Consider the following 1,950-nt stretch of genomic DNA (forward strand, 5'->3'; position numbering starts at 1 on the left):
GAAGAAATAGTCGAACAGGTTTCGCAAGCGTGGAATAAATTCATTTCTGTTCCTGATACGGTTAAAAGCATATGCTCTAGAGACTGGATAAAATTGACTTAATCTTTATGCAGATTGGTATTATAAACCTAAATTAACACCTGTAACATCAACAAAGCTCCTCAATATCAGCTATTGTGTTTTAACATTCTCAGTTTAATTGATTATAAAAAAGACCTAATGACGACTATTGAAAGTGCGATTGATTCAGCCTACCAAGCGCAAATTAAAAATCTCTATAATGCACTAAGCCAAGCTGTACTTGCAGCGAATGGCGATGCAGATGCGATTAGCGCTGCTGAAACAAGTTTCAAAAAAGGCCTAGCCTTTGCCGCTGATATTAGAGCCCGTGCCCTAGCTGCAATAGCATAAACTAAAAAGCCCTGTAAGTTTGTCACCTACAGGGCTTTTATTTAATCTAACTAAAGTCTCTAAAGCTACTTGCTAAGCAACAAAGCCATAAATCAAAGCAGCTACCGCTAATAAGCCTACCGCTAACACGAACAAGGTGCTAAAACGGCCACGGTATTTTTGTAATGCTGGAACTTTATAAACAGCAATCATTGGCATGATGAATAATATCATCGCAATAATCGGCCCTGATAGTTGATCCATCATATCTAAGATACTTGGGTTTTTAACAGCACAAAACCAAATAGCAAAGAACATGATAGCAACACCAATTTTGTCAGCGTTTTTCAGCGATAAACTTGTTTGTTTAGTAACAAGCCCATTAAAGCTTTCTCTTGCTCCTAAAAAATGACCTAAGAAAGATGAAGTGATAGCAATAAACGCGACTAGTGGGCCAAAGGTGGCAATAAATGAATTGTCTGTCACATTCGCTAGGTAAGATAACACGGATACGTTCTGTACTTTAGCTTGCTGCATTTGCTCTGGCGTTAAAGAGAGTACACAGGAGAATACAAATAACAACACAAATACAATTAGCAGTAAGCTAGTACGCTTTAAAATCGCTTCAGACTTAGCTGTTGCTTGCTTACCATAATGACCTCGTTGTACGTTTACAAAGCTTGAGATCGCCGCTGCGTGGCTAAATGAGAACACTATAATAGGAATTGACAGCCATAACGTTTTACTAAAGCCTGCAAACTCAGGAAAGGCCATATTTGGTACTTGCCAACTAGGGATTAGATACAACGATAGAAACAGTAAAATCCCTACTAACGGATACACTAAAATAGCAAAAGCACGCAACATTAGCCTTTCACCACCGAGCATCAAGCTGATCATACTGGCAACTAAAACTCCTGAAAGCAATACTCTAGAAGGTGCTTCCATACCTAATTGGTTTACTATAAAACTATCAACAGTATTGGTTAGGCCAACACCATAGATCAGTAAAATTGGAAATATTGATAAAAAATACAATAATGAAATTAATCTACCAGCATTCACACCAAAATGCTCTTCAACCACATCGGTAAAATCTGCATCTTTGCTCTTTGATGACAATACAAAACGTGCTAAGCCGCGGTGGGCTAAAAATGTCATCGGCAACGCTAAGCACGCTAAAATGATCAGCGGCCAAAAGCCACCAATACCAATATTAATTGGTAAAAATAAAATACCGGCACCGACTGCAGTACCAAAAAGACTCAACACCCATTGGGTATCATGAAAGTTCCATTTCGATTTACTTGTTGTCACTGCGTCAAACTGCGCAGCATCAGTGGAAGAGTTCATGCACTTCACCTATTAGTATAATAATTTGGCAAGAGCATATAGAAATCAACACATTATTTCAGTTTTTGGCGACATAATTAACTAAATATTACAGCCTATTTTGTAATTACTGAGTTACTTACTGTCATGAATTTGAAACAGTCATAAAATCAAAATTCTTTAGCTGATAGAGGAAATAAATTTGCGAGTTTCGAGTTTCGAGTTTCG

2 protein-coding genes are annotated in these 1,950 nt (G+C 37.7%); one reads left to right on the forward strand and one right to left on the reverse strand.

What is annotated here, in order from left to right; all coding sequences use genetic code 11:
- Positions 1 to 219 precede the first annotated feature (219 nt).
- Positions 220 to 411: a hypothetical protein gene (locus H5201_RS22320; RefSeq protein WP_182719258.1), complete on the forward strand. Its 192-nt coding sequence runs from the start codon at positions 220 to 222 to the stop codon at positions 409 to 411.
- Positions 412 to 483: 72 nt separating this feature from the next.
- Here the strand turns inward: H5201_RS22320 and H5201_RS22325 are convergent, their stop codons facing one another.
- On the reverse strand, positions 484 to 1,743 hold the full coding sequence (locus H5201_RS22325; RefSeq protein WP_182785433.1) for an aromatic amino acid transport family protein: 1,260 nt from the start codon (positions 1,741 to 1,743) through the stop codon (positions 484 to 486).
- Positions 1,744 to 1,950: the final 207 nt, after the last annotated feature.

Source organism: Pseudoalteromonas sp. SG43-6 (assembly GCF_014164365.1).
GTDB lineage: Bacteria > Pseudomonadota > Gammaproteobacteria > Enterobacterales > Alteromonadaceae > Pseudoalteromonas > Pseudoalteromonas rhizosphaerae.

Bases quoted from the DNA above. Each gene is read 5' to 3' on its own strand.
- H5201_RS22320 (WP_182719258.1), top strand. From the start codon at position 220: ATGACGACTATTGAAAGTGCGATTGATTCAGCCTACCAAGCGCAAATT.
- H5201_RS22325 (WP_182785433.1), bottom strand. From the start codon at position 1,743: ATGAACTCTTCCACTGATGCTGCGCAGTTTGACGCAGTGACAACAAGT.